The 25,120-nt window shown below is 60.0% G+C and carries 25 protein-coding genes and 1 tRNA gene; 13 read left to right on the forward strand and 13 right to left on the reverse strand.

The features are described from left to right. Positions 1 to 24 precede the first annotated feature (24 nt). The 5 genes from HMPREF2822_RS10980 to HMPREF2822_RS11000 form a co-directional block, all read right to left on the reverse strand. Positions 25 to 1,599 (reverse strand): SLC13 family permease, encoded by a 1,575-nt coding sequence (locus HMPREF2822_RS10980; RefSeq protein ID WP_070524590.1) that lies wholly within the window; start codon positions 1,597 to 1,599, stop codon positions 25 to 27. A 237-nt stretch (positions 1,600 to 1,836) separates the two neighbouring features. Further along, positions 1,837 to 2,136 (reverse strand): DUF202 domain-containing protein, encoded by a 300-nt coding sequence (locus HMPREF2822_RS10985; RefSeq protein ID WP_070524591.1) that lies wholly within the window; start codon positions 2,134 to 2,136, stop codon positions 1,837 to 1,839. Next, positions 2,133 to 2,495: a YidH family protein gene (locus HMPREF2822_RS10990; RefSeq protein WP_070524592.1), complete on the reverse strand. Its 363-nt coding sequence runs from the start codon at positions 2,493 to 2,495 to the stop codon at positions 2,133 to 2,135. Before HMPREF2822_RS10990 ends, HMPREF2822_RS10985 begins: the two co-directional genes overlap by 4 nt. Before the next feature lie 60 nt (positions 2,496 to 2,555). Continuing rightward, the gene (locus HMPREF2822_RS10995; RefSeq protein WP_070524594.1) at positions 2,556 to 3,239 is read right to left on the reverse strand and encodes a potassium channel family protein; all 684 of its coding nucleotides are present in this window, start codon (positions 3,237 to 3,239) and stop codon (positions 2,556 to 2,558) included. A 1-nt stretch (position 3,240) separates the two neighbouring features. Further along, positions 3,241 to 4,605 (reverse strand): TrkH family potassium uptake protein, encoded by a 1,365-nt coding sequence (locus HMPREF2822_RS11000; RefSeq protein ID WP_070524596.1) that lies wholly within the window; start codon positions 4,603 to 4,605, stop codon positions 3,241 to 3,243. A 180-nt stretch (positions 4,606 to 4,785) separates the two neighbouring features. On the opposite strand from HMPREF2822_RS11000, the gene HMPREF2822_RS11005 reads away from it, so the two are divergent. After that, positions 4,786 to 6,129 carry an MFS transporter gene (locus HMPREF2822_RS11005; RefSeq protein WP_070524598.1) on the forward strand — a complete coding sequence of 448 codons (1,344 nt, stop codon included), beginning with the start codon at positions 4,786 to 4,788 and terminating at the stop codon, positions 6,127 to 6,129. A 3-nt stretch (positions 6,130 to 6,132) separates the two neighbouring features. Here HMPREF2822_RS11005 and HMPREF2822_RS11010 read toward each other — a convergent pair whose 3' ends face one another. Both HMPREF2822_RS11010 and HMPREF2822_RS11015 read right to left on the reverse strand, forming a co-directional pair. After that, the gene (locus HMPREF2822_RS11010; protein WP_070524600.1) at positions 6,133 to 8,181 is read right to left on the reverse strand and encodes a YhgE/Pip domain-containing protein; all 2,049 of its coding nucleotides are present in this window, start codon (positions 8,179 to 8,181) and stop codon (positions 6,133 to 6,135) included. Continuing rightward, positions 8,181 to 10,721 carry a YhgE/Pip domain-containing protein gene (locus HMPREF2822_RS11015; RefSeq protein ID WP_070524602.1) on the reverse strand — a complete coding sequence of 847 codons (2,541 nt, stop codon included), beginning with the start codon at positions 10,719 to 10,721 and terminating at the stop codon, positions 8,181 to 8,183. Before HMPREF2822_RS11015 ends, HMPREF2822_RS11010 begins: the two co-directional genes overlap by 1 nt. A 174-nt stretch (positions 10,722 to 10,895) precedes the next feature. On the opposite strand from HMPREF2822_RS11015, the gene HMPREF2822_RS11020 reads away from it, so the two are divergent. From HMPREF2822_RS11020 to HMPREF2822_RS11035, 4 genes are all read left to right on the forward strand, one after another. Beyond that, positions 10,896 to 12,080 carry an Nramp family divalent metal transporter gene (locus HMPREF2822_RS11020; RefSeq protein ID WP_011272788.1) on the forward strand — a complete coding sequence of 395 codons (1,185 nt, stop codon included), beginning with the start codon at positions 10,896 to 10,898 and terminating at the stop codon, positions 12,078 to 12,080. Between the two features lie 20 nt (positions 12,081 to 12,100). Next, positions 12,101 to 12,493, forward strand: coding sequence for an NUDIX hydrolase (locus tag HMPREF2822_RS11025; protein ID WP_070524603.1), 393 nt, complete (start codon positions 12,101 to 12,103; stop codon positions 12,491 to 12,493). A 943-nt stretch (positions 12,494 to 13,436) separates the two neighbouring features. Then, positions 13,437 to 14,012: a TetR/AcrR family transcriptional regulator gene (locus tag HMPREF2822_RS11030; RefSeq protein WP_010188362.1), complete on the forward strand. Its 576-nt coding sequence runs from the start codon at positions 13,437 to 13,439 to the stop codon at positions 14,010 to 14,012. After that, the gene (locus HMPREF2822_RS11035; protein ID WP_010188361.1) at positions 14,009 to 14,371 is read left to right on the forward strand and encodes a DoxX family protein; all 363 of its coding nucleotides are present in this window, start codon (positions 14,009 to 14,011) and stop codon (positions 14,369 to 14,371) included. The genes HMPREF2822_RS11030 and HMPREF2822_RS11035 overlap by 4 nt, the downstream gene beginning before the upstream one ends. A gap of 579 nt (positions 14,372 to 14,950) precedes the next feature. Here HMPREF2822_RS11035 and HMPREF2822_RS11040 read toward each other — a convergent pair. The 4 genes from HMPREF2822_RS11040 to HMPREF2822_RS11055 all read right to left on the reverse strand — a co-directional run bounded on the left by HMPREF2822_RS11040 (position 14,951) and on the right by HMPREF2822_RS11055 (position 17,405). Further along, positions 14,951 to 15,388 (reverse strand): NUDIX domain-containing protein, encoded by a 438-nt coding sequence (locus HMPREF2822_RS11040; RefSeq protein WP_010188359.1) that lies wholly within the window; start codon positions 15,386 to 15,388, stop codon positions 14,951 to 14,953. Positions 15,389 to 15,631: 243 nt separating this feature from the next. After that, positions 15,632 to 15,979: a hypothetical protein gene (locus HMPREF2822_RS11045; RefSeq protein WP_143335909.1), complete on the reverse strand. Its 348-nt coding sequence runs from the start codon at positions 15,977 to 15,979 to the stop codon at positions 15,632 to 15,634. A 137-nt stretch (positions 15,980 to 16,116) separates the two neighbouring features. After that, positions 16,117 to 16,205, reverse strand: a tRNA-Ser gene (locus tag HMPREF2822_RS11050). A gap of 45 nt (positions 16,206 to 16,250) precedes the next feature. Next, the gene (locus tag HMPREF2822_RS11055) at positions 16,251 to 17,405 is read right to left on the reverse strand and encodes a PucR family transcriptional regulator (protein WP_070524609.1); all 1,155 of its coding nucleotides are present in this window, start codon (positions 17,403 to 17,405) and stop codon (positions 16,251 to 16,253) included. A gap of 113 nt (positions 17,406 to 17,518) precedes the next feature. On the opposite strand from HMPREF2822_RS11055, the gene HMPREF2822_RS11060 reads away from it, so the two are divergent. Genes HMPREF2822_RS11060 through HMPREF2822_RS11075 form a run of 4 tightly spaced genes read left to right on the forward strand, consistent with a single transcriptional unit; the run spans position 17,519 to position 22,065 of the window. Continuing rightward, positions 17,519 to 18,916 (forward strand): amino acid permease, encoded by a 1,398-nt coding sequence (locus tag HMPREF2822_RS11060; protein ID WP_232755695.1) that lies wholly within the window; start codon positions 17,519 to 17,521, stop codon positions 18,914 to 18,916. A gap of 13 nt (positions 18,917 to 18,929) precedes the next feature. Beyond that, positions 18,930 to 20,603: an alpha-keto acid decarboxylase family protein gene (locus HMPREF2822_RS11065; protein ID WP_070524611.1), complete on the forward strand. Its 1,674-nt coding sequence runs from the start codon at positions 18,930 to 18,932 to the stop codon at positions 20,601 to 20,603. Between the two features lie 10 nt (positions 20,604 to 20,613). Continuing rightward, a complete protein-coding gene (hisC, locus tag HMPREF2822_RS11070; RefSeq protein ID WP_070524613.1) occupies positions 20,614 to 21,672 on the forward strand; it encodes a histidinol-phosphate transaminase in 1,059 nt (352 codons plus the stop codon). A gap of 21 nt (positions 21,673 to 21,693) precedes the next feature. Next, positions 21,694 to 22,065 carry a phage holin family protein gene (locus tag HMPREF2822_RS11075; protein WP_070524615.1) on the forward strand — a complete coding sequence of 124 codons (372 nt, stop codon included), beginning with the start codon at positions 21,694 to 21,696 and terminating at the stop codon, positions 22,063 to 22,065. Here the strand turns inward: HMPREF2822_RS11075 and HMPREF2822_RS11080 are convergent. Then, a complete protein-coding gene (locus HMPREF2822_RS11080) occupies positions 22,062 to 22,316 on the reverse strand; it encodes a MoaD/ThiS family protein (protein WP_070524618.1) in 255 nt (84 codons plus the stop codon). The genes HMPREF2822_RS11075 and HMPREF2822_RS11080 overlap by 4 nt on opposite strands. A 40-nt stretch (positions 22,317 to 22,356) precedes the next feature. Between HMPREF2822_RS11080 and HMPREF2822_RS11085 the strand changes: the two genes are divergently transcribed. The 4 genes from HMPREF2822_RS11085 (at position 22,357) to HMPREF2822_RS13370 (ending at position 24,897) form a co-directional block, all read left to right on the forward strand. Further along, a complete protein-coding gene (locus tag HMPREF2822_RS11085) occupies positions 22,357 to 23,508 on the forward strand; it encodes a molybdopterin molybdotransferase MoeA (RefSeq protein WP_070524620.1) in 1,152 nt (383 codons plus the stop codon). Then, the gene (locus HMPREF2822_RS11090) at positions 23,505 to 23,975 is read left to right on the forward strand and encodes a MogA/MoaB family molybdenum cofactor biosynthesis protein (RefSeq protein WP_070524623.1); all 471 of its coding nucleotides are present in this window, start codon (positions 23,505 to 23,507) and stop codon (positions 23,973 to 23,975) included. Before HMPREF2822_RS11085 ends, HMPREF2822_RS11090 begins: the two co-directional genes overlap by 4 nt. Then, entirely contained in the window at positions 23,965 to 24,384 is a 420-nt protein-coding gene (locus HMPREF2822_RS11095) for a molybdenum cofactor biosynthesis protein MoaE (RefSeq protein WP_070524625.1), read from the forward strand. The genes HMPREF2822_RS11090 and HMPREF2822_RS11095 overlap by 11 nt, the downstream gene beginning before the upstream one ends. Before the next feature lie 216 nt (positions 24,385 to 24,600). Next, positions 24,601 to 24,897: a hypothetical protein gene (locus tag HMPREF2822_RS13370; RefSeq protein ID WP_158014590.1), complete on the forward strand. Its 297-nt coding sequence runs from the start codon at positions 24,601 to 24,603 to the stop codon at positions 24,895 to 24,897. Between the two features lie 16 nt (positions 24,898 to 24,913). On the opposite strand, the gene HMPREF2822_RS13085 is transcribed toward HMPREF2822_RS13370, so the two are convergent. Continuing rightward, a partial coding sequence (locus HMPREF2822_RS13085) for an integrase core domain-containing protein (RefSeq protein ID WP_083306848.1) occupies positions 24,914 to 25,120 on the reverse strand: 207 nt, incomplete at its 5' end.

Genomic DNA, 25,120 nt, shown 5'->3' on the forward strand with positions numbered 1-25,120 from the left:
TTCATCAAGGGATGGCTACGCCAGCTAGACCGCGAGGCCGAAAATAGGCACCGCCAGCAGGTAAACGGTCAGGGTAATGAGGAAGATGCCGATGATATTGAGACCCAGACCGCCCTTAATCATTTCACCAATCTTGACGTAGCCAGAGCCGTACGCAATGGCGTTCGGCGGGGTAGCCACGGGCAACATGAATGCACACGTTGCCGCGAGTGCCACCGGGATGGTGAGGAGGAGGACGTTGACGTCACCGTCAGCGGTCAGACCAACGCCCACCGCGACGCCGCCCATGATCGGAATGAAGGTCGCGGCAGTTGCGGTGTTAGAAGTGATTTCCGTAAGGAAGAGCACCAGCGCAGCCACGGCAGCCACGATGAGCACGACCGGCAGGACGCTAAGCCCCTTAGCCATCTCACCAATCCATAGGGACAGGCCAGACTGATTGAACATTGCCGAAAGCGATAGGCCACCACCAAACAAGAGAAGCACGTCCCACGGCATCTCGTTCGCCGTCTCCCAGTCTAGGAGGCGGATACGGCGCTCGTTGTCCGCCGGCAAGATGAAAAGCAGAATACCGGCTGCAATACCTACGATGGCGTCATCGTAGTTGTCGAATTCCTTAAGCACGAGCGGCAGGGCCACCCAGGAAGCGGCGGCGAGCAGGAAGATAATACCCGTCATGATTTGGGGGCGGGTCCACGGGCCGAGGGCCTCAATTTCCTCATCAATAAGCTCGCGCCCACCCGGAATCTCCTTCATCTCCGGCTGAAAGATGGTGATGAGCAGGAACCACGCGATGAGCAGGAAAATGGCGGCCAGCGGCACACCTACAGCCATCCAGCGACCAAAGCCGAGGGTCACACCCCAGGTATCCGCCATATACGCATTGAGGAAGGCATTCGGCGGGGTGCCGATGAGCGTGCCCAGCGAGCCAATGGACGCCGAGTACGCGATACCAAGCATGAGAGCAGTGGCAAACTTCTTCTGCTTATCCCAACCACCAACGGTCTCCGCAGTCAGCGCTAGCACTGACGTACCAATCGGCAGCATAACCACGGCGGTTGCAGTGTTAGAGACCCACATGGACAAGAATCCAGTAGCCACCATAAAGCCCAAAATGAGACGCTTGGGCGAGGTACCAATCAGCTTCACCACGTAAAGTGCAAGGCGGCGGTGAAGGTTCCAGCGCTGAAGCGCAAGGGCAATAAGGAAGCCCCCCATGAACAGGAAGATAGTGGCGGAGGCATACGGTGCACCGACTTCCTTAATGGCACCCACACCAGCTAGCGGGAAGATAACCAACGGCAACAGTGCCGTAGCGGCCAACGGAATGGCCTCCGTCATCCACCACACGCCCATCAGAATGGTCACCGCGGCTACAGCACGCAATGCACCCTGGGTGTATTCGGCGTCATCCTTGGCGCCGGGGGATTCCAATACCGTGTCGACAGCGTTGCTGGGGAAGATGAACCACACGAGTATGGCCAATGCGAGACCGACAATGAGGCCAATGGCCATGCGGCGCCAGTCTTTGCGGTCGACACCGCGATCGTCCTCGCCCTCCGTGTGCGCGGTTGAGACGTGAGTTTGCGGGGTAGTCATCTGCCCCCTCCTTTTCCTGGTTAACCAGCCCCCATTCAGCCGAGAGAGTTATCGGGATCACCGAATGGGCCTACACGTTCAGGCTATCGAGACCACAGACAACCAACAAACACTTTCGTCTCATTACCCCCACTAAAGAACCAAATTCACCCCTGTTTGCAAAACTTTTTGCAGATTAGCTGCAAAGAATTCTCACCAATGTGTGGGCAACCCCTTTAAGATTCGCGTTGAGCACCGCTACCAGATAGCGGCGAAGGCAACTGCCCCGAGGAGCATCGTCCCCAGCGCAACGGCGGCAAGCGCCGGAGCTCCGGGCAGGGCAGGTGATTCGGTCCGAGCCAGGATCTCGTCAACATGGCGGAGCTTAGCGGTGGCCAGCCACAACACAACGGCCACCACTACCCCGACAATCAGGGCGGCCCATGGCGCAATGGAACGCACGACAAGCAAACCCGCAACAAGGCCCGCGAGCCCCGTGCGCTGCCAGGCCAGGCGGGTGCGCTCGGGTTGGAGGCCAGGATCAAAAAGCTCGCTCACGCTAGCAGCTCGCCCACCAGAATCATCAGGCCGATGATGATCACCACACCAACAATCAACGCCAACGCCGGGCTGGCCGGGAGCGGACGCCCATGGCGCATCGCTCGTTCCGAAGCACCCCAGTGAAACCATGCCACCGCCGGCAGGACGATGGCCACGATCAGCATGATGACGGAGACGACGCGAGTCAGCGTCGTGTTCAACGGCAGCTCGAAGGTCTCCAGGGCCACACCACCGGCAATAAAGGCCAGCGACGTGCGGATCCAGGCCAAGAACGTGCGCTCATTGGCCATGCTGAAGCGCGGGTCGGGTTCCTCCCCTGTTCCATACACCGAGCCCGGGAAACGTGCCTTCGTCATAGGCGCTACTGTAGCGTCCGACGCTTCATTCCACAGCGCGCAGCACCCCAAGCGCCGCGCTTAAGACTGCGAGAAGGCCTCCAGATCCGCGGGGCTACCGGCGACGACGATGAGGTCGCGGTGGGTGAGCTCGGTGCCGTCGACAAGCGGGCGCCACTGGCCAGGCCCCTCACAGCGGGAGATGAGCTGAACGTTGTGTGCTTCCCACACCTGGTGCAGGTTGAGCGGGTGCTTGCTTATCGACGCCGGCGGGGTCATCGCCGTCACGCCATAATCAGTGGCGATCTCCGCAAAATCCTCGAAGCGACCACCCAGCAGGTGCGCCACGCGGCGACCAGTATCGCGCTCTGGGCGGATAACGTGGTGCACTCCCAGTTGGCGCAGGATACGGGCGTGCGCATCCGAATCCGCCTTGGCCCAGATATCGCCTACCCCCAGTTCCACCAAGTTCGAGGCGGTGAGGATGGAATCCTCCAAGTCGGAGCCGATGGCCACGACCACGCGTTCCACTTCATCAACGCCCAGCTGGCGGAGGGCCTCGGCGTCGGTCGTATCCGCGGTCACCGCCTCGGTGAGATACGCGGCATATTCGCGCACGTGTTTCTCCTCGGCATCGATGCCAAGAACCTCCACGCCGTGCTCCATCAGTTCACGGGCTAGGGAAGAACCGAACCGCCCCATACCAATGACGACGACCGGCGGGATATTGATGGAAGACTTTTCACGCCGCAGGGCGCTGAACATGTTAGCCAATGAACGGCCTTTCTTCGGGGTAGCGGTAGCGCAGGCTAATAGTCCGGGCGGCCAGTGCCGCCACGAAGGTGGTAGGGCCTACGCGGCCAACGTACATGATGAGACACAGCATGAGCTGCGATGGTGCGGACAAACTTGCAGTAATACCCGTGGACAAACCCACGGTGGCGAAGGCGGACATGACTTCGAACGTGACCTGGTCCGCGGTGAACTCGGGATCCCAGACGCGCAGCGTCGCCACGCCTACGGCAACGACGATCATTCCGGCGGCCGTTAGCGCGAGGGCCTGCCGGAAGGTGGACAGCGGCAAGCGGCGGTGCCCGATAGACGTGTCCTCGCGGCCCAAGAATTCCGAGATCATGGCGGCGCCCAGCACGCAGGCTGTGGTGACCTTGATGCCACCCGCCGTACCGGCGGAACCACCGCCGATAAACATCAGGATGTCCGTAACCATCAGCGTCAACGGGTGTGCTTCCCCATAGTCGATGGCGTTAAAACCTGCCGTTCGGGGCGAAGCGCTCATGAAGAAGGCGTTGATGAGCTTCTGGCCCAACGGCATCCCGTTCAGCACACCGGAGCCCTCAGAGAGGAAGAAGATCACGGTGCCACTAAGCAACAAGAACGCGGTGGCGCCCAGCGTCATCCGGGCGGTCATGGACATGCGGTGAATGCGCGGCGTGCCGCCGCGCCAGCGCGTTAGCCGTGCGCGGGCCCGTCGCACGAACTCCGCCAGCATGGGATAACCCAAGCCACCGATGATCAGGGCGAAGGCAAGGGGAAGAAGAATCCAGCCATCAGCAGCGAAGGAGATAACGCTGTCTGAATAGGTACTAAACCCTGCGTTATTGAAGGCCGAAATGGCGTGGAATACTCCTTCCCACGCTGCGCGCCCAGGTGCCACACCATGCTCGGTGGCTAGGCGCACGCCGATGAACACAGCGACGATGGCCTCGCAGATCAGGGTCATGACCACGGTAAGCAAGAGCGCGCGGCGAATGCCGCCGGAGGCCACGGCGCGGCCCTCCGCAGCCATGGTCCGGCGGGCTTTGAAGCTGATACGGCCGGTCAACAGCATGCCCGACAGCGACGCCAAACTCATGATGCCCAGCCCTCCCAGCTGGATGAGCGCGATGATGACCGCTTGGCCGAAGGACGTCCAATAGGTCCCGGTGTCCTCCACCACCAGACCCGTCAAAGAGACCGCCGAGGTCGCCGTAAAAAGCGCTGGCAGGAACGGGGTCCACTGCGGAACGTTGGCGGAAATCGGCAGCATCAGCAGCAGCGTTCCCACGAGGATGAGCAGGATAAAGCCCACGGCGGTGAGCCGAGCCGGGCCCAAGAAATGACCGCGTTTCACAGCGCTTCACACTACGCTTCGCGCCCTCTTAAATCACCCCCATTCCCTGTGAATTTGCCGGCAATTTTATAGTTATATCTTTTGTAATAACTGCCCGAAAGGTAGTTTCCCATTAGACAATCGAACGACAGGTATTAGGAACGAATCGGCCCTTTACCCGGATATGAAAGCGAGGCCACCATGGATCATAAAGCGACCACGCACACGGCGGACGGCGCTGAAGCTGCCAAACCAAGAATCGAATGGCCAACCATCAAGGCTATTCTCGCCGCATCCAGCGGCAACCTTGTGGAATGGTTTGATTTTTATATCTACGCCTTCTTCAGCGTCTATTTTGCAGACCAGTTCTTCAGCGGCACTGGTGAAACCGGTGCGCTCATGAAGTCTGCGGGCGTCTTCTTTGTCGGGTTCCTCATGCGCCCTATCGGCGGTTACGTCTTCGGGCGCATCGCCGACCGCTATGGTCGCAAGCGCTCAATGCTGATCGCCATCATCATGATGTGCGCCGGCTCCCTCCTCTTTGCGGCCTTGCCCACCGCGGCGACCGTTGGCGCCTGGGCTCCAGTACTGATGCTCATCGTGCGCTGCATCCAGGGACTCTCCGTGGGTGGTGAGTACGGAGCAACGGCCACCTACATGTCTGAGATTGCTTCCTCAGGACGCCGCGGCTTCTACTCCTCCTTCCAATACGTCACGCTCATCGGCGGGCAATTGCTGGCCAGCCTCCTCGCCGTCATCATGACCTCCACGCTGGGAGAAGAAGCAATCACAAATGGGTGGTGGCGCCTGCCTTTCGTAATCGGTGCACTCGCCGCTGTGGTAAGCCTCTGGCTACGAAACGGTCTTGAAGAAACGACGTCGAGCACCGAGCGCAGTGAGGAGGGAGCCGGAACACTTCGCCAACTCATGCAGCACCCGCGCTCGTTCTGGGTCGTCCTTGGTATTACCGCAATCGGCTCACTGACCTTCTACACCTACACCACATACATGCAGAAGTTCCTCATCAATACGGGTGGTTTTGCCAAAGGCGACGTTGCCCGGACGATGACAGTATGCCTCTTCGTCTTTATGATCCTGCAGCCGCTGACAGGCTTGCTTTCTGACAAGATCGGCCGCAAGAACACCATCCTCATTTTCGGTGTGGCATCCACGGTCGGCACCATCCCCGCCTTCATGCTCCTGGAAGCCCAATCCACTCTGATCGGCGCCGGGGCAGTCATCATTCTCATCTTCGTCTTCGAAAGCGGCTACACCTCGATTTCCGGAATTCTCAAAGCCGAGATGTTCCCCACCTACATCCGCGGCCTCGGCGTGGGATTCACCTACGCCGTAGGCAACTCGCTCTTCGGCGGCTCGGCCGAATACGTCGCTCTGGGTCTAAAGAACGCCGGTCATGCTAACGCCTTCCCCATTTATGTCACTGTCATGGCGGCGCTGGGTGTGGTTGCCATGCTCTTCCTACATGACAGCCGCACTCACTCCACAATCGACAACCCCGAAAGCAGCGCCTACGCCAAGAAATAGGCGCTACATCAGCTTGGTCTTGTCCAAGGTCTCCACCCAGCCGTTGGTGAATTTCTCCAACGGCTTGTGGAAGACCACGCCCAGAACAAGCATCGGTACAGCAAAGAGCAGCAGGCACAGCAACGCCAGCCAGTAATCACCGTGGTAGGTTCCGGCGATAGCCGCGCGGAAAGCACGGATGGTATAGGTCGCCGGCAGCCACGGGCTAATGTTCTGGAACCAGTCCGGGAGCACCTGCAAGGGGTAGGCACCGCCCGACGACGATACTTGGACCACCAGCATGAGCACCGCTAGGGCCTTGCCCGCGTTGGCGAAGGACACCACGAAGGTGTAGCAAATCAGCATAAAGATGAGCGAGCTAACCCAGCCCGCCAACAGCATGAGAATCGGGTGCGCGGGCTCAATGCCCACGAAGAAGATGAGGCCCAGAATCAGCATCGTCGACTGCACGAGGCCAACCGCGGCAAACATTCCGAAGCGGCCGAAGAAGCGCTGCATCGGCGAATATGTATCCTTATCCACCACATCCGTGCGCACGCTCACCGCAGTCAGCAGCGCGCCGACCCACAGCGCCAGCGCCGTGTACATGGGTGTCATGCCGGCACCGAAACTCTTGACTGGGTAGACCGCTTGCCTGTCGACGTCCACCGGAGCCGCAATCGCGTGCGCCAGAGCGTCCGGATCGGAACCGATGAGGTCCGCCAGCTTCTTCAGGTCACCAGATGCCGCAGCGGAGTCGATATCCTTCCGCAGGTCGCCGAACTTGTTGGCCTTATCCTGCAGGCCAGAGGCGAGCTTCTGTACTGCATCCCGAGCATCCGTCAGGGAAGAGGAATCAATGGTGACGGGAGTCTTCGCGGTATCCAGATCCGCGCTTACCTGGCCCAGGGAATCCTGCAGCGCGCGCAAGGATTCACGCAGACCAGAGGTGGAGATTCCCTCCACTGCCTTCTTGGCATTGTCGATGCTGGAGAGATCCGGCTTCGTGGGTTCGGGAGCATTCGCGGCCGCAGTGAGGCGCGCGTGGAGAGTGCGCTGCGCGTCGATGGCCTCCTCGATACGGCTGAGCGCCTTCTCTTTATCCCCGGCAGGAATTGGCAGGGCCTCAATGTGGCCGTGCAGGTTCTGATACTGGGCAATGGTGCCTTCTACCTGGCCGGCCAAGGTGTTGAGCGCGGCGACGCGGTCGGCGCGGGAGGCGGAGGCGTCGGCGTAAAGCGCATCAATGCGTTGGCGCACCACGTCATAACTAGCGCTGGTGGCATCGAGCGATTGCTGCAGCGCATCCGTGGACACGTTCAGTGAGGAAGACTGAATCTCCGGCAGCTTCAGGTCCGCCGAGTCCGCAATGCGCTGGGCGCTTTCCATGAGCGGAACCGCAGTATCCACGAGGCCAGCGAGGGAACGCGCGGTACGCGCCGCCATATCCAGCTGAGTCTGCACGCCATCCGCGCGCGCCTGCATCCGGTCCAATACAGCCTTGGTATCGCCCTTGCTCAAGAAATCGGAGAGTGAGGTGACCAGATCGAAGGACACGTTACCGACCGTCGTCGTGAAAGCCTCGGCAACCTGGGCTGACACCCCCTCTGCGCCTTGACCGGTGATCTTCGGCGCCAGCGCGTTCTTCTTCTCATTCATGTAGAAGGACAAATCCGCGGGCTGGGAACCATCCGTGTAGAAGTTCATCATGTCGGTACTGAAATCTTCGGGGAGCACGATGGCTGCGTAATACTCGCCGGACTTGGTACCTTCAATCGCCTCATCAGAGGTGGTCACAACCCAATCCAGCTGATCGTTCGCGCGCAGCTCATTGAGTACTTGGTCGCCAACGTTGATGGGCACCGGCAAAAGATCGCTCTCATAGCCGGTGTCCTTGCTGGCCACCGCCACCTTGAGCTGGCTGGTGTTATCAAAGGGATCCCAGCTAGCCAACACGTTAAACCACGTGAACAGCATCGGAATGACGACGAGACCCACGAGCATCACCGCGCTCATCACGTTGCGGCATGCGGTGCGGATATCGTTGAGGAAAAGATCGAGTGTTCCACGCATTAGTTATCCCCCTCCGTGGACTCTGCGCCGATGCGGGACGGATGAATAAGGTCATCTTCATCCAGCGTCACGAGCTCCGCGGACTGCTTCAGACTGATGCGCAGGTATTCCAGGGTGACCGCGGCGACAATGATGAGGAAGCACCACGCCGTCCAAATACCCAAGAGCAGCGGCTTCTGGTCGGGCAAGAGGCCCGAGACGACGATGAGGATGACCACGCCGACAACGCCCGCGATGGCCACCATCTTGAGCCAATAGCCCCAGTTATGAGCGCGGCGGTCCAAATCCCTCTTGAGGCCACTGCGGCTATCCAGCGCCTGGATGACGTCCGCGATGCGGTAGCCGGAGCCCACAACCTGCACGTTTTCATAGTCGAAGAGCTCGGAGTCCTTCAGCTCGCGGTTGAAGATGACGTTGAAGTGCGCCAACGCCTTGCGCAGTAGAAGGCCGAAGACGAAGAAGAGAATGAACATGAAGGCGAGCACGCCCATCTTCTTGAAGTAATGGTCGCCGTAGAACCCGCCGATGGTTTCGCGCATGGCGTCAATGCCGTACGTGAACGGAAGCAGCGGGTAGATGCTGTGGAAGAAGCTGGGCAGCAGCTCAATCGGGTACAGGCCCGACGCACCTGGAATCTGAATGATGGCAAAGACCACGCAGAGGCCGCGGCCGAGGTGACCCAGGGACGTCGACAACCCATAGATAATGCTCAAGTAGGCCAATCCCACGAGCACACCCGTCAGGATGAAGGCAGGCGCGTTCACGGTCTGCACGCCGATGAGCAGATCACCCACGGTCACCGTGACGGCCTGGATGATGACCATCAGGGCCATGAGGAGGAAGCGGCCCAAGTAGGCCTGGCCCACCGTGATGCGGTCGAAGCCCTCCTTATCGACCTCAACCCGGAAGATCACCATGAGGACGAAGGCACCAATCCACAGAGAGAGGTTAGTAAACAACGCCGCCATGGCGGAGCCGTAGCTGTCCACCGGGTACACGGTTTCGGTCTTCAGCTCGATGGGCTCCGCAAAGAATTTACCGATTTCTTCCGCGTCCAGCCCGGTGACATTTTGAACGACTTTGGAGTTCATCGCGGCACGCAGCGAGCCTACATCGCCCTGCATAGCGCTCAAACTGTCCTGGAGGGCCAGGAGGTTGGTATCGAAATCGGACAAGGTGTCCTTCGTCGCTCGCAGCTGCTTGGCCACGCCGTCCAGGAGGCCATCGGCCTCCTGCATGGTTCCCTTCTGTGCTTCCAGGGTGGAGCTCAAAGCGCTCGCCGTGGAGCTCAGGCTGCTCATGGCACGGTTGATCTCCGGCACGGCCGTCGTCACGGTATCGCGCAGTGTTTGCGAGGTGGCCTTTGTATCGGCCGCCGCCTGGTTGATGGCCTCCGCACTAGCCTGGACATTGTCCGCTGCGGCCTGGGTATCCTTGCTCAGCGCAGTCAGGTTCCCCACCAGCTGACGGTTGGATTCATTGCCCTCATCAAGGCGCTGGATGGCGTCATCAATTTCCTTGGCCACCTGCGGTGAAAGCGTTGCGGAATCGCGCAGGGCTTTAAGCTGCGCAATCGATTCCGCACTCGCGTCAATAGCAGTGTTCGCCCGCTGCGTGGCGTAATCGAAACGGTCACCGGCCTGGTTCAGGCCAGCTGTGACATCCGCGATGGATTCCTGCGCCTTGGCGGTACCGTCCGCCACCGCACTTGCACCACTGACGAAGGCACCGGTGGTCTGGTCGGTGAAGTCACCGATGCCCCCTTGGGCCTGCTCGACTAGGGAGGAGACCTCGGCGAGGGCTGTTTGGGCGTCGCCCAGCGCGGTGCTCACATCAGCCACCGTGGACTTGGCTCCCAACGTGGAATCAGCGGCGGCGTCAAGCTTTCCCTGGATCCGCGCGAGGTTCTCGCGGTTGCCATCGATCTCCTGCGCGGTCTCCCCGAACGCGGAGCTGGTGTTGTTCATCGCCCGCGTGACTTTTCGCTCGAAGTCGGTACCGGTGTCCTTGACGTTCTCCGCCGCGACAGTGGCCACCTGCTCCTTGAAGGCCGCAGTGATCTGCTTGTCCAGACCTTTGGCACCGGTATCCGTGATCTTCACGGCGATGGCGTTATTCTTCTCGTTAACACGGTAGACCAGCTGCGGCTGCGTGAACTTCCCGTCGAGCATGCTCACGAGGTTTTCGCTGAAGTCCTCAGGAATCGTCACCGAGGCATACACGTCCCCCTCTAAAAGGGCTTTCTCGGCTTCATCGCGCTCGAGGAATTGCCAGCCTAGCTGGTCATTCTTTTTGAGTTTCTCAATGACCTCACTGCCGACATCTATCTTCCCCGTCAGCTCGTTGTTAGCACCCTTATCCTCGTTAACCACGGCCACCTTGATGTTGTTGGTATGGCCGTAGGGGTCACGAAAAGCCGCGATGTTAACCCATGAATACAACGCGGGGGTGATGACGAGCCCGATGAGGATGATCCACGCCCTGGGGACGCGGCCAAGCCTGGCTACATCTCTGATAAAAATCTTCCAACTTTGGCGCACTGAAGGCAGTGTACCCGTTGCACCTCCCTGTCTCTAACCAGCCAAAATACATAAAGTAATTTAAATAATTAACAAATAAACTTTAACATGGTTTGCCGGATCAAACCCCTGGCTTGAACATATGGCGATGAAAACTAGACTTCAAGTAGTTGAACTTTTGGTATGGAGATGCCTATGCGTAAGACCTTAATCAGCCTCACCGGCCCCGCCTTCGTTGCTGCAGTGGCTTACGTCGACCCCGGCAACGTAGCCGCCAACATCAGCGCCGGCTCCCACTACGGCTACCTCCTGGTGTGGGTACTCGTCGTGGCCAACCTCATGGCCATGTTCATCCAGTACCACTCCGCCAAACTGGGCCTAGTCACCCACCGCTCCCTGCCGGAAATCATGGGCGAGCGTCTCTCCCGCCGCGCGCGCCTAGGCATGTGGGCCCAGGCCGAGCTCATCGCCGCGGCCACCGACCTCGCCGAAGTCATCGGCGGCGCCATTGCCCTGCAACTCCTCTTCAACCTCCCCCTGTTCGCGGGCGCGCTCATCATCGGCGCGGTCTCCATCATTCTCCTCATCTTCCAGAAGAAGAACCAGTGGTTCGAGGGGCTTGTCATCGGCCTGCTCCTGGTCATCTGCATCGGCTTCCTTGCCGGCCTCGCCATCGCCCCGCCCGACCCCGCCGACGTGGCCGGCGGCCTCATCCCCCGCCTAGAGGGCAAGGACAGCATCCTGCTGGCCGCCTCCATGTTGGGCGCCACCGTCATGCCGCACGCCATTTACCTACACTCCTCCCTGACCAAGCAGCGCTACCCCGACCTGGAAATCCCCCACGTGCTGGCCGGCACCCGCGCGGACATCGCCGTGGCGCTGTCCATCGCCGGGCTCGTCAACGTGGGCCTGCTGGTCCTGGCGGGCTCGGCCCTCTACGGCGTGGACGGCACAGAGACCATCTCCGGGGCCCACACGGCGATTGCCAGCCACCTCGGCCCGCTGGCCGGCGTTCTCTTCGCCATCGGCCTGCTGGCCAGCGGCCTCGCCTCGACGTCAGTGGGCGCCTACGCCGGCTCCGAAATCATGGACGGCCTGCTTCACATCAAGGTCCCCCTACTAGTCCGCCGCCTGGTCACGCTCATCCCGGCGCTGGTCATCATCGGCTGCGGGGTCGACCCCACTATGGCACTGGTGGTCAGCCAGGCACTTCTTTCCCTGGGCATCCCCTTCGCCATCATCCCGCTTTTCCGCTATGCCGGCTCCCGGGACGTCATGGGTGAGTTCGCCGCGAAACCCTGGTCTATGGCCGTGGGCTGGACGCTTGCCGCGCTGGTCATCGCACTCAATCTCGCCCTCGTGCTCCTGCCGCTGCTCTAGGCCGCCTACAATCAGCAGCCATGATTGAAGTAGCAGCCGTCGTCATCCGCAACCCACAAGGCCACGTGCTTACCGTGCGCAAGAAGTCCTCCACCAAGTACCAACTGCCCGGCGGCAAGCCCGAGGCGGGCGAGGCGCTTGTCGACGCCGCCCTGCGCGAAGTTGCCGAAGAAGTAGGCCTCACCCTCGACGCCGAGAGCCTCAACAAACTCGGCACCTTCGACGCTCCCGCCGCCAACGAACCGGGCGAGGTCGTCGTCGGCACCATCTTCACCTACACCCGCACCGTCACCACCGACGAACCCCACGCCGCCGCCGAAATCGGGGACACCGCCTGGGTCAACCCAACAGCACCCGACCGCGAGCTTGCGCACCTGTTGCGTGACCGCGTCTTCCCCGCGCTGGCTGGGTAGGTACGTTTTCGTAAATTGCATCTCGAAGCCACAGGCCGCATCGCCTGTTTCTACGCATCTGTAGCAGCGCACCTCCGCGCCCATTTTCTCGGCTCATCAACATAAGACAGAGGCAGGTCCGCTGAAATACCCACCCCTACTCAGGCATTTACTTCTTCCCGCTGGGAAGAAACACAAGGACAATGACCAAAACTGCTAGAGCAATCGTGACAGCATACGGCCATTGAACATAAACGGAAAGCGTCATCAGAATAACGCCAATAGTGGCCAAGATTTTTTTCCACATAAATTATTCTCCCTAACCGGTAGATTCTCTTTGACTGCTCTCCAGACAGTTCAGCAACGTCCATATGGCGAAATTCCAAGCACGCTACCCTAAAACCTTCGCCATTTAGTGCAACGATAGTTTTCAAAAACCAACCCGCTGAGGAAGTGCTTTAACTGGAGCGAGAACTGATACTGCCGCAATCAGCACTACCAGAGGCGCACATTTCTTGGGGCAATACATGCCCTTATCCCTTTCGCGAGAAGATGGCCGAGAACTCGGACACCCCCTAGAGTTACATGTGGTAGACAAATTTGGAAGCAAAAAATGGAAACCGTAGACGAACGTATACACTTCCCCAAAAATCCTTGCGAGAGCCCGCAAGAGGGCGTATCTTGCCGCAATTCGCCCTGCTGACATTTAGCCTCCTTTAGGCTTCGGCCTACCTGCTGCTTCTGTCATTGTCGGCACCATCTTCACCTGCACACGCACCGTCACCACCGACGAGCCCCACGCCGCCGCCGAAATCGGCGACACCGCCTGGGTCAACCCAGCTGCACCCGACCGCGAACTTGCGCATCTGTTGCGCGACCGCGTCTTCCCCGCGCTGGCCTAGCGCCAACTGTCAACACTTCGGCGTCATTGACCCCGAAGCCATCAAGAGCTACCCTTTTGAACATGTTCACTGAACACGTTCACCCATCGCGTTCGGCCGCCAAAGCTGGCACCGACAGCAAGGTCCTGGCCACCGCCTACGATCTCTTCCTCACCCAGGGCTACGCCACCACCAGCATCCGGACCATCGCATCCGAGGCTGGCGTCAGCGTGGGAACCGTCATGGGAGTCGGCGACAAACAAACGCTGCTCATCCGCACCATTGGCCAACACATTTCAGAGCTCCACGACGAGATTCGGGGGCAATCCGATAGCCTCCTCGATGTCCTCAAGCCATTCCTCCAGATGTTCACCGGCCACGAAGAACTCTCCCGTGCGTTCGGCGCGGCACTCATCCAACAAGGAAATCAAGGCGAAGCACTCACCGCGCTCAAAACACTCCTGACCGATGAAATCACCCTGCGCCTTGGCTCCAGACTCAACAGTGACGATGCAGCCGAGTACTCCAACCTGCTATACAACGTCTACCTCGGCTTTCTCATCGGGTGGGCCGCGGGCCTCTACGACACCGAACAACTCACCTCCCAAGCCGCCTCATCCATCGAACGCCTCAACACCGCATTCGGAGTAACCCAATGATCCTAGAATCCTCCCCCGCTTGGCCCTCCCTGCTACTGGCTGCCATCCTGCTTGGCGACGCCGCCCTCTCCCTCAAACCAGTCCCCTTTATCGAAGCCTGCCTCAGCGGCGTCAAACTCCCCAAGGACTGGTGGTGGGCGCTCATTGTCATCAAGTATCTCGCCGCCGCAGGACTCATTGCCGGCCTCTGGTTCCCCGGCGTAGGAATTGCAACCATGGTTGGCGTCATCGCATACTTCTGCGCAGCCGCAGCAGCCCATGTCCGCGCCCACTTCCTCGGTAGCGCATTCTGGATCAACTGCTTAGGCATGCTCGCACTCTCCATCGGAGTACTGATCCTGACGCTCGCACTGAATTAAGACACCAGTCAACCTTTCACGGCTTCCTGAAGGCAGATGCATCATTGCACCCCTTGATTGATGACTTGATGCTTTTTACCCTAAAGGTATGTGCACCACGATAAACCTCCCCTCCTTCGATTGCGGCGGACCAGCTCTAGTTGATCTCAGCGACAAGGAAGCCGTGTGGGCGGCGCTCGATGATCATTCCTGATGTCAACATTCTCGTTCATGCCTTCCACTCCGCAGCACCACAACATGAACCCGCTCAACAGTGGCTAAGTAGTGCTCTGAATCGGCATGAAACAATTGAGCTCCTGGATGTTGTGGCAACAGGCACCTAAAACTCTGCCATCAGGCTCAATGGTAACTTGGCAAATCCCCTGTAAAGTTTGACGCTTATTTCCACTATCCATATCTGAAAAGGCAGACAACGCAGCACGAAAACTTGGTTCCTCAGAATACTCTCTAATTTTCTCTGGGACTGCAGTAAACGAACGCCAGTCTCCAAGTTCGTTCGTCAACTTCATCACCTCATCAGCCGATAGCTTTCGCTTAAGACCTTCGGAAGGATCTCTGTCGAGCCTCTGTTTATATTGACTAGCTTTTGTTATTTCCACCCATCTCCAGATATTTCAAAATCACGGTCTTATATTCCGGCAAGAGATTTTGCAAACCCGAAATCTCATCCTTTCCAAATAAACCTAGCTTTTCATGCTCGATGCTTTCACTAATATCAATCCCTTCATTCAATGACACGGTGACCCCATATGCGATAATCGCAACCGGATTTTCCACTTTCGGATCTCTTAGAAGAAACGCATCTACTAGGGTATCGGGGAGAGTCTCTAAATTTGCCTCTTCTTTCAACTCGCGCTGAGCTGTCTCGCGAAGCGATAAGTCTCCCCTGTCCGGCCAGCCTCCGAGTAGCTCCCAATCCCCCCTAGGATTAAGCCCCAATAGCACCTTACCGCCGAGGACTGGAATAACCTTCACACTAGCGTGAACAAAAAACCATCCAGTTTGAGAGTCGATCATTTTTCTCCTTAGATCACGTTATTGAATACTTTTGGGGACAAAAAATCTGTAGCTGAGCAAATTCCCGTTACCAATATTACCGAAAGCACGAATGGGTATCCTGCAGAAGAAGCTTGCGCTAAAGCGGCCCTTCCGGTTTTAGAGTGCCTCGCAGCCACAGGACGCAAGTGCTGAACTAGGTGACCAATAATTCTTCGGAACCACCCTGCCCCCATTTCGCCATCAAGCACATTCGCCCGATAATTACTTCTTTTTCATCCCCCACCTCACTACACCGTTCGTTGCTTCGGGAAGTGGCTGCGGGGAATAGCACTCATGAATTTTGGAAAGAGCAAAATATTCGGAGAAAGGGATCTGTTCACAGTGAACTTTACCTTTTGAATCCCACGCGAAAGCGTTCAAGCCATACCAAGCCTTGAATTGTCGCTGCAAGCAATCGAAACCGTTAATTCCAAAGAAACTACACAGCTCGGCAATAGTAAATTCAGCTACAACGCTGTCTTCATGCAGCCTAATTCGAACAAAGCTCTCATCGGGATCGATGTTCGCGTTACTTTCCACATCCCAAATTGGCTCTTTTAGTAACTCCATGACGCTCCCAGCCAGCACAGATTAAGGTCAGCGCCTTCATTCTAAGTTCCCTGCTCACGGGCTGTCGGCATACGAAGGAACTGAAAACGTAAAATCCCGAGCCACCGGTGAAACGATGACTCGGGTTCTGTAGTTTGCGGAGACGAGAGGATTTGAACCTCCGGACCTACGCAAGTAAGTCAACTCCTTAGCAGGGAGCCCCATTCGGCCGCTCTGGCACGTCTCCAGCGATTCGCAATGAATCGTCCATCACTCTACCTGAGCGCTTCCCCTAGGGACAAAATGGGGCTTCCCTATTCTTTCCCTGAAGCGCCGCATGCAGCTTAAGGGCAACGTAGAGAGCCGCGCAGCGCCAGCCATCATCCAGCACGCCGGGCCCGAGAATCTCACGGACGCGGTCGAGGCGATAGTGCAGCGTGGCGCGGTGAATGTAGAGTGCAGCGGCGGTCGCGGAGACGTTGCGGGAATGCTCAAAATAGGTCAGCAGGGTGTGCCAGTAGGAGTTTCGGGGGTCGTCGAGAAGCACGGCGGCATCCGGGCTCATCTCCATCACGGTTGCCGGGGTCAGCTCCCACCCGCGCAGCAGCCGCCACGCGCCGGCATCTTCCCAGCGGAGCGAATCTAGGCCACAGAGCTTAGCCACGTCCGCCATGAGTCGCGCTTGCGGGGCCGTCGGTGCCGAGCCACGCGCCACCACCTCAGCGCCGGTGACAAGCGCGGCACTCTGCAGCTCCTCCATGAGAGCCTCGGTGTCCTTGTCGTCGCGGCAGCACTCAATGAGCACGAGGGAATCGTGAGAATCCGCGACCAAGAAGGGCCGGCGCACCAAGGGGCGCGCAAGCTCCACGGCCACCGCACGCTGATCGCCTTCCACCAGCACGCGATGCACGGTCAGCTCACCATCGGAGGGCAAGAGATCGCGCTCCCGCGCACCGGCCAGCGCAGCCGGATCACCTGTGAGCACCTCGCGGGCCAGCTCGCCGAGCTGTTGGGCGCGGGCAGCGAGGGGTGCATCGCGTGCGTCGATAAGCCTGGCAAGGGGCGCAAGCAATGAATCCAGGTGGACCAAGGGGGCGTCGCCCAGCGCGGGCTCATCAATAATCCACAGATAACCCACCAGCCTGTCCTCGTGACGCAAGGGAATGACTACACGGGGCAGCATGTCATAGCGCGGGTTAGCGGGCAGGCGCACGGGCAGCACAGCCTCTTGGATTCCGAAGCTGAGCATCCACGGGATGGGCTCCGGGGGCGGGGTGCGATTAAGGATGGAGGCCGCGCGGTTCTTATCGATGGCACCGATTTGCGCACTAGCCGCAATCACCGCAATGGCGGGGGTAGTCACCTCAACGGAGCGCTGCAAGATCTGGGCGCATTCGTCGACGATATCCTGGATGCTCGTCAGCTGCGGGGGTGTCACTTTTGACATATGTCAAAGATACTTCCGAATATTGTCTAGTGACAAACAAAACTGTGCTGCGCAATAATCTCCTACAGCTAAATGACCCACGTCACACATATACGTTCATGAAGGGCGTCTACATGACCACAACCAACAATTCCGTCCGGGCGCAGGACGTTGTCGCCAGCGACAACGCCAGCACAGACGATGGCCTGCAGCGCGGCATGAAATCGCGCCACCTGCAAATGATCGCCTTCGGCTCGTGCATCGGCACGGGCCTCTTCTTGGGCTCCGGTGCCTCCATCCAGGAGGCCGGTCCCGGCGTTATCGCCGCCTACGCCATCGGCGGCTTCATCATCTTCCTCATCATGCGCATGCTCGGTGAGATGGCCGTGGAGCACCCCGTCGCCGGCTCCTTCAGCGCCTACGCCCGCGAATACATCGGGCCCATCGCCGGCTTTGTCACCGGCTGGAACTGGTGGTTCACCACCATCGTCGTCGGCATGGTGGAGCTCACCGCCGCGGGCACCATCATGGACTTCTGGTTCCCTGGCATCCCGCACTGGCTCACCGCCCTCGTCGCGCTCGTCATCGTCACCGCCATCAACCTGGTGCACGTCGGGGCCTTTGCCGAGGCGGAGTTCTGGCTCTCCCTCATCAAGGTCGTCGCACTCATCCTCATGATCGTCGTCGGCGCGGCCATCGTCTTCGGCCTTACCCCGGAGCCCGCCCTCGGCTTGAGCAATATCACCGAGCACGGAGGCTTCTTCCCCAACGGTGCCGCCGGTGTGCTCTTCTCCCTCGTCGCGGTGATTTTCTCCTTCGGCGGCATCATCTCCATTGGTACTGCCGCGGGCGAGGCCCAAGATCCCGCCAAGAGCCTGCCCAAGGCCATCAACAACGTGATCTGGCGCATTCTCATCTTCTACGTCGGCGGCATCGGCATCATCGTGCTGCTCGCCCCGTGGAATGAGCTCGATACCTCCACCTCGCCCTTCGTGCGCGCGCTGAGCACCCTGGGAATTAGTGCCGCGGCCACGGGCCTCAACCTCATCGTGCTCGTTGCCGCCGTCTCCGTGTTCAACACCATGACCTTCTCCGGCGCGCGCATGCTGCGGGATCTTTCCCGCGGCGGCCAAGCTCCGCCCTTCTTCAATTCCGTCAGCGCCAAGGGCGTGCCGGTTCGCGCTCTGCTTTTCAACGCCCTGCTCATGGGTTCTGCTGTGCTGCTTAACTTCCTCTTCGAGGGCAAGATCCTGATCGTTCTCCTCGCCATCATCGTCGGCGCGGAGCTCATCTCCTGGTCCGCCATTGCCGTAGCACACCTGAACTTCCGCAAGCGCTGCCCGAACGCCGCCTTCCGCGCGCCCCTCTACCCCATCGCTAACTACCTGTGCTTGGCCTTCTTCGCTCTCGTCATCGTTTTGATGTTCATGTTGCCCGACTACCGCACCGGCGCCATTGTCCTACCCTGTTGGATTGTGGCCTTGGCCCTCATCTGGCTAGGCAAGAAGCGCCACGACGCCCGAAACAAATAGAAAGGACCCTCTCATGCAGACCACCATTGGTGATTTCATCCTGGACCGCCTCAAGGCCATCGGTATTACTGAAATCATCGGCGTGCCCGGTGACTTCAACCTGAGCTTCCTCGAGCAGATTGAGGCCTCCGAGGGCATCCGCTTCGTCGGCGCCTGCAACGAGCTCAACGCCGCCTATGCCGCCGACGGCTATGCCCGCCAGAAAGGTGTGGGCTGCCTGCTCACCACCTATGGCGTGGGCGAGCTTTCCGCCCTCAACGGCATCGCCGGTGCCCGCGCCGAGCACGTCCCGCTGGTGTCGCTGGCGGGCGCGCCGCCGCAGTACGCCACGGAGTTCCGCTGGAACCTGCACCACTCGCTTGCCGACGGCGACTTTGCCAACATGCTGGATTCCTTCGCCCCCTTCACCGAGGTGGCCACGCGTGTGTCCCCCATGAACGTGGTCGAGGAATTCGACCGCGCCCTGCACACCTGCCTGCGCGAAAAGCGCCCAGTGCACATCCAGATTCCTTCCGATATCACTCACCTGACCATCGAGGTCCCCGACGAGCCTTTCTCCACCGAGCTCGCCCCCTCCGATCCCGAGCGCCTGAACGCCGCTGCGGACTACGTGCTCGAACGCCTCGCGAAGGCCAAGGACCCGATCATCCTCATCGACCAGGACACCAACCGCCACGGTTTCACGGAGAAATTCCGCGCCATCATCGACAAGGCCCAGCTGCCCTACTCCCAGCTCTCCTCCGGCAAGGCCATCCTGTCCGAGCGCCACCCCCTCTTCATCGGCACCTATAACGGCGCGGCCTCTGCCCCGGGCGTGCAGGAGCGCATCGAAAAGTCCGACTTCCTGGTCACCACAAACCCGCGCTTCATCGAGGTCAACTCCGGCTCCTTCACCCACAACCTGGCCGATGCCCGCGTCTATAACTTCGGCGACCAGCACCTCAACGCTGACGGCGAGTACTTCGTGGGCATCAATACGCTGGAGCTTCTCGACGTCCTCCTCGACCGCATCCCGGAAGCTGGGGCATCGACAAGCGCGGCTTTCGAGCCCGAGCCCTTCGAGCCGAACCCGGATGCCCCGCTGACCCAGGAGCGCATCTGGCCGCAGATGCTCGGCTTCATCCAGGAAGATGACGTGGTCATCGCCGAGGCCGGCACCTCCAATATCGGTCTGGGCCAGCAGCGCATGCCCGAGGGCGTGCAGTACATTAACTCCACCATCTGGGGTTCCATCGGCTTTACCCTGCCGTGCGTCCTCGGTTCGCAGCTGGCTAACCCGGAGCGCCGCCACGTCCTCTTCATCGGTGATGGCTCCTTCCAGCTCACCACCCAGGAGCTCTCCACCATCGTGCGTCAGGACCTCAAGCCCATCATCGTGCTGGTCAATAACGATGGCTACACCATCGAGCGCTACATCTTGGGCATGGAGCGCGAGTACAACGAGATCCAAATGTGGGATTACACGGCTCTGCCGAAGGTGTTCATGAGGGACACCACGATGGAGTCCTACGTGGCATCGACCGAAGGCGAATTAGCGAAGGCCCTAGAGGACATCGCCGCCCACCCGGAGCGCGGCGCCTTCCTTGAGGTGCGCCTCGACGCTTTCGACGCGCCGAAGGGACTTCAGGCCTTCGGCCCGCAAACTGCAGAATTCGACTTCGGTCCCCGCGGCCCCCGCAACGCCTAAGGTGGAGAACATGATTCGACCAGACCTTTCCTCCCTACCCGTCTACGTCCCCGGCAAGAATGCCGAGCACGCCTTGAAGCTCTCCTCCAACGAGGCAACCCAGGAGCCGCTGCCCGGCGCGCTGAAGGCCATGGAGACTGCCGTCGCGCACGTTAACCGCTACCCGGATATGGGTGCGGTGGAAATCCGCAAGGCACTCGCCGAAAACCTTGGCGTTAGCCCTGAGCAGGTCACCACCGGCGCGGGTTCTTCCGCGATTTGCCAGCAGCTGGTGCAGATCACCTCGGTGCCCGGTGATGAGATTGTCTTCCCGTGGCGCTCCTTCGAGGCTTATCCCATCTTCGCGCAGGTCGTGGGTGCCACCCCGGTCAAGGTTCCGCTCACCGCAGATCACCGCGTGGACTTGGAGGCCATGGCGGCTGCCATCACGGACAAGACCCGCCTGATCTTCGTGTGCAACCCGAATAACCCCACCGGTTCCATCATCACCAAGGAAGAGTTCGACGCCTTCTTGGCCAAGGTTCCGAAGGACGTCATCGTGGCGCTCGATGAGGCCTACATCGAATACAACCGCAACGATGCCGTCCCGCTGGCCACCGACTATGTCCACACCCACGACAACGTCATTGGCCTGCGCACCTTCTCCAAGGCTTATGGCCTGGCCGGCATCCGTTTGGGCTATGCCTTCGGCAACGCCAAGATCATCGAGGCACTGAGCAAGGTGGCCATCCCCTTCTCCGTGAACTCGGTGGCGCAGGTTGGTGCAGCGGCCTCGCTGGCCGCTCAGAAGGAGCTGCGCGAGCGCACCGACGAGACCGTTGAGCAGCGCGACCGCCTGGTGGAGCACTTCGCGGACTTTGGCGTTCCGGAGTCCCAGGCCAACCACATCTGGTTCGCCGCCGACTCCATTGCGAAGCTGGGCTCCCCGCAGGATGTCGCGGCCAAGCTCGCCGACAATGACGTCTTGGTCCGTGCCTTCCCTGAGGGCGTGCGCATCACCGTCACCACGGCGGAGGAAACTGAAACGCTGCTCAAGGCCTGGGACGCGGCCTTCGGTGCAGAGGGCTAGTTTCCGCGTTAGAGTGCAGTTGTGAAGACATTTATCAATTTTGCACTCAACGTCATTGCCGTCGCGGTGGCCTTCTGGGCCGTGGTAGCGATTGTCCCCGGAATCGACATCGTTCCTGCGACCACCCAGAATTTCCTGCTCATCGCGGCGGTCTTCATCATCGTCAACGAGGTCGTCACCCCGGTGCTCCGTTTCCTCGGCGCACCGCTGACTTGCCTGACACTGGGCCTCTTCGCGCTCGTCATCAACGGCGCGGTCCTGCTCCTCGTCAGCGCGCTCATGGACTCACTCGTCATCGACGGCTGGGGTGCTGCCATCATCGGCGCGATTGTCCTCGCGATTGTCTCAAGCGTGGTGAACTTCTTCACCAGCCCGCTGCGGGTCCGCAACTAACCGCCAGCAAAAGGCGGGAGGACATCGACGCGGGAGGCGTCGGCAAGCACGGCGTCTTCCTTTGCGCTCGCACCATCCACCAGGAATGTGCAGCGCTCCAGCACCTCCGCAAAGCTCATGCCGGCCTCGGTGCTGCCGGTATGACGAGCACGCAACACGTCCAACAGCTCCCCCAAGGTCGCCGCCTGCGCCGTGTCTTGCGCGCGCCCTGCGGCGGCGCGGGCTGCGGCAAAGTAGTGTATATCAACCATGGTTGCCACTATGCCAGCCTCCGTGACAGGAAGGAACTCGATGCGCACTTATGAGGAACACCTTGCCGCCGTTCGCGCGGTCCTTCCGCAACCCCGAGTGGTGTCCACTCCCCTGACCAGCGCCTTCAGCCGACGTGCCGCCGCGACGTACCGTGCGGAGCAGGACCTTCCGCCTTTTGATAATTCGCAGATGGATGGCTATGCGCTTCCCACATGTGACGGCGGCACCTTCACCGTCGGCCGCACTATCGCGGCGGGGGATCCCCCGGGCTCGCTCGAGCAAGGCACCGCCCTGCCCATCATGACCGGCGCGAAAATCCCCGAGGGCACCGTCACCATCGTCCCCGTCGAGCACTGCGAGCCCCCGCACTTCCCGGAAGAGGGCGCCACGGTCACTGTGCCGGCAGCCCCTGAGCAGTTCATCCGCCGTGCGGGCTCCGACGTCAAGGCCGGCACAACCCTCATCAATGAGCACGCGCTTCTCGACGCCCCCTCCATCGCCACCCTCGCCTCCCAAGGCTTGGCCGAGGTCCTCACGTACGCGCCCGCCCGCATCCTCATATGCACCGGTGGCGCGGAAATCGGCGGCGACGGCGAGGCCACCATTCCCGATTCCAATGCGCCGATGCTCGCGGCCCTGGCCACGCAATATGGCATCGAGGCGGCCGGCTTCGTGCACACGAACGACGATCCCGATACTCTTCGCTCCGACCTCGCCGAAGCAATCATCACCCACCGCCCCGATGTCATCGTTACTTCCGGCGGCATCTCCCACGGAAAATTCGAGGTCATCCGTCAAATCTTTGAAGAGGATGGCTGGTTCGGTCATGTGGCGCAGCAGCCCGGCGGCCCACAGGGCCTGTCCCGCCTTGGCGAGGTCCCCGTGGTCTGCTTCCCCGGCAACCCCATCTCCACGTTGGTGAGCTTCCGCCTCTACTTGGCGCCCGCCCTTGGCCATGCCTCGGAACCGGTTCGCGCGCACCTTGTTGAATCCGCGGATGGACTCAACAACCGCGAGCAGTTCCGCCGCGGAACTATCAGCATGTCCGACGGCACCGCCCAGGCTTCCTTCCTCGGCGGCACTAGCTCCCACCTGATGTCCCAAGCCATCGGCGCTACTGCCCTCATCCGTATCCCGGCTAACACGCATCTTTCAGCCGGCGACCTCGTGGAGGTGTTCCCACTCTCATGACCCGCCGCGCACTCGTTATCGTTGCCTCGACCCGCACCGCCGCCGGCGAGTACGAGGACCGTTCCGGCCCCATCTTGGTGAACTTCCTGCGTGAGCAGGGCTTCGATACCCCGGAGCCTGTCGTCGTCGCGGACGCCGACATCGACGCCGCCCTGGCCACCGCCTTCACCGAATCTTCCTCCGTCATCCTCACTTCCGGCGGCACCGGCATCACACCGGATGACCGCACCGTCGAAGCACTCGCCCCACACCTCGAGCGCGAGCTCCCCGGCCTGGCCCACGCCTTCTACGCGCACTCCGCCGGCATCCCCACTGCGGCGCTCTCCCGCACGGTTGCCGGAGTCACCGGGTCCACTTTCGCCATGGCCCTGCCCGGCTCCACGGGTGCGGCCAAGGACGGCTGCGCGGTCCTCGAACCGGTGCTTAACCACATCATCAACCAGCTGGAAGGAATTCATGAGCACTAACTTCGGCTTACTCGGCGCCCACATCAGCGCTGAGCCTATCTCAGCCCCCGACATCGCCACCGCGGAAACCGGCGCCGTCGTTGTATTCGACGGCATCGTGCGCAACCACGACTCCGGCCGGGGTGTGAAACTCCTGACCTACACCGCGCACCCCAGCGCCCAAGAAGAGATCGAGCGCGTTGCCGGCGAGGTCGCCGCTGCCTTCCCCGCCGTGCGCCTCTGGTGCGCGCACCGGACTGGAGCACTAGCAATTGGCGAATCCGCCTTCCTCGTCGCCGCTTCCTCCGCGCACCGCAAGGACGCCTTCGAGGCTGCTTCGACCTGCGCCGACCGCGTCAAGGCGGAAGTCCCCATCTGGAAAGAGCAGCTGCATACCGATGACACCACCACGTGGGTAGGCCTGGAATAAACAGTTGTATGCACTGTCGGAATTCGGTACGGACGGGAAATGGGCTTAGATCCAGAAAGTGAAAGCGCAATGCTCATAGCACTACTTCGAAAACTCCTAGCGGTTTGCGCTCTAGGCGTCTGTGCACTTGTCGTTTCTTCGTGTGCGCAAGAGCGTTCACAGACATCGAAGTCTTTTACTACTTGGGAATGGGGCGGGATCGCTAGGGCTGTCTCTGTGACTCCTTCCGTAAATAATCACAATTGTGTTTTTGGAACGAGCACTGATGAGGTGGACTCTCTCGCTGAACTTGCATCGGTGTATAACCCTTCGATGGAGAGGCTCGGTGAAGGGTATGTGGCTCCAGATAAGGATCAATTGGTTGTCTTTGATTCAGATTTTCGCAAACAATCTGAGAAACCACTCGCAGGTTTAGGTCTACCGACCCAAACAGCTTCTGCTGGTTCTGTGGACAATAAAGCAGCAGTGTTTGTTTTTAACGAAGGCATGAGGGGCCTGACCCCCGGAAAGTAGACACGTCGGGGGTTAGCTATGCTGCTTGAGTCAGTGTAGCTGATGTGAGTGCTTCGAAGGCATCGGGGGCTAGAAGATTGCACCAGGAGTGCCGTCTGCGCGTGTTGTAGCGCATGCACCATCGGAAGACTTCTTGGCGGCAGATGATGGGATTGTCAAACACTTTCCGATCACGCAGAACTTCACGCTTGAGACTGGCGTTAAACGATTCTGCCAGGGCATT

The sequence above is a fragment of the Corynebacterium sp. HMSC062E11 genome (assembly GCF_001811845.1).
Lineage (GTDB): Bacteria > Actinomycetota > Actinomycetes > Mycobacteriales > Mycobacteriaceae > Corynebacterium > Corynebacterium hesseae.

What these genes read in the sequence shown, in the direction of transcription:
- HMPREF2822_RS10980 (WP_070524590.1), bottom strand. Translation starts at nt 1,599, where the DNA reads ATGACTACCCCGCAAACTCACGTCTCAACCGCGCACACGGAGGGCGAG.
- HMPREF2822_RS10990 (WP_070524592.1), bottom strand. Translation starts at nt 2,495, where the DNA reads ATGACGAAGGCACGTTTCCCGGGCTCGGTGTATGGAACAGGGGAGGAA.
- HMPREF2822_RS10995 (WP_070524594.1), bottom strand. Translation starts at nt 3,239, where the DNA reads ATGTTCAGCGCCCTGCGGCGTGAAAAGTCTTCCATCAATATCCCGCCG.
- HMPREF2822_RS11005 (WP_070524598.1), top strand. Translation starts at nt 4,786, where the DNA reads ATGGATCATAAAGCGACCACGCACACGGCGGACGGCGCTGAAGCTGCC.
- HMPREF2822_RS11010 (WP_070524600.1), bottom strand. Translation starts at nt 8,181, where the DNA reads ATGCGTGGAACACTCGATCTTTTCCTCAACGATATCCGCACCGCATGC.
- HMPREF2822_RS11020 (WP_011272788.1), top strand. Translation starts at nt 10,896, where the DNA reads ATGCGTAAGACCTTAATCAGCCTCACCGGCCCCGCCTTCGTTGCTGCA.
- HMPREF2822_RS11025 (WP_070524603.1), top strand. Translation starts at nt 12,101, where the DNA reads ATGATTGAAGTAGCAGCCGTCGTCATCCGCAACCCACAAGGCCACGTG.
- HMPREF2822_RS11030 (WP_010188362.1), top strand. Translation starts at nt 13,437, where the DNA reads ATGTTCACTGAACACGTTCACCCATCGCGTTCGGCCGCCAAAGCTGGC.
- HMPREF2822_RS11035 (WP_010188361.1), top strand. Translation starts at nt 14,009, where the DNA reads ATGATCCTAGAATCCTCCCCCGCTTGGCCCTCCCTGCTACTGGCTGCC.
- HMPREF2822_RS11040 (WP_010188359.1), bottom strand. Translation starts at nt 15,388, where the DNA reads ATGATCGACTCTCAAACTGGATGGTTTTTTGTTCACGCTAGTGTGAAG.
- HMPREF2822_RS11045 (WP_143335909.1), bottom strand. Translation starts at nt 15,979, where the DNA reads ATGGAGTTACTAAAAGAGCCAATTTGGGATGTGGAAAGTAACGCGAAC.
- HMPREF2822_RS11055 (WP_070524609.1), bottom strand. Translation starts at nt 17,405, where the DNA reads ATGTCAAAAGTGACACCCCCGCAGCTGACGAGCATCCAGGATATCGTC.
- HMPREF2822_RS11060 (WP_232755695.1), top strand. Translation starts at nt 17,519, where the DNA reads ATGACCACAACCAACAATTCCGTCCGGGCGCAGGACGTTGTCGCCAGC.
- HMPREF2822_RS11065 (WP_070524611.1), top strand. Translation starts at nt 18,930, where the DNA reads ATGCAGACCACCATTGGTGATTTCATCCTGGACCGCCTCAAGGCCATC.
- hisC (WP_070524613.1), top strand. Translation starts at nt 20,614, where the DNA reads ATGATTCGACCAGACCTTTCCTCCCTACCCGTCTACGTCCCCGGCAAG.
- HMPREF2822_RS11080 (WP_070524618.1), bottom strand. Translation starts at nt 22,316, where the DNA reads ATGGTTGATATACACTACTTTGCCGCAGCCCGCGCCGCCGCAGGGCGC.
- HMPREF2822_RS11085 (WP_070524620.1), top strand. Translation starts at nt 22,357, where the DNA reads ATGCGCACTTATGAGGAACACCTTGCCGCCGTTCGCGCGGTCCTTCCG.
- HMPREF2822_RS11090 (WP_070524623.1), top strand. Translation starts at nt 23,505, where the DNA reads ATGACCCGCCGCGCACTCGTTATCGTTGCCTCGACCCGCACCGCCGCC.
- HMPREF2822_RS11095 (WP_070524625.1), top strand. Translation starts at nt 23,965, where the DNA reads ATGAGCACTAACTTCGGCTTACTCGGCGCCCACATCAGCGCTGAGCCT.